Annotated in this window: 1 protein-coding gene; it reads left to right on the top strand. The window is 58.5% G+C overall.

The genetic code is table 11. From position 1 onward, the window contains the following. A partial coding sequence (locus tag RTW80_RS28285; RefSeq protein ID WP_312721421.1) for a phage minor tail protein L occupies positions 1-318 on the top strand: 318 nt, incomplete at both ends.

Here is a 318-nt window from a genome sequence, read left to right as displayed (position 1 = left end):
TCGTCAGGTTCCGGTGAAATACCTGGACGCGGTGAACTTCCCCAATGGCAACCCTGACGCAGATCCGACGCAGGAAGCGGTTTCCCGCTACGTTGTTGAGGAGATGACGGAAGAGACGTTCGAGCAGGTCACTTACACGCTGGCGACGCCGATTGACTGCGATAACGCCATCATCCCGGCGCGAACTATCCTTGCAGACGTATGTCAGTGGCAGTATCGGGGTGTTGGGTGCGGCTATGACGGCCCCCCTGTTGCAGACGAGCGCGACAACCCAACCACTGACCAGGCGAAGGACAAATGCTCACATCGACGTACTGG

It is taken from the genome of Escherichia sp. AM3 (genome assembly GCF_032029835.1).
Classification (GTDB): domain Bacteria; phylum Pseudomonadota; class Gammaproteobacteria; order Enterobacterales; family Enterobacteriaceae; genus Escherichia; species Escherichia coli.
The sequence above is the reverse complement of the archived record's forward strand: the minus strand, read 5'-3'. Positions and strand labels throughout refer to the sequence as shown.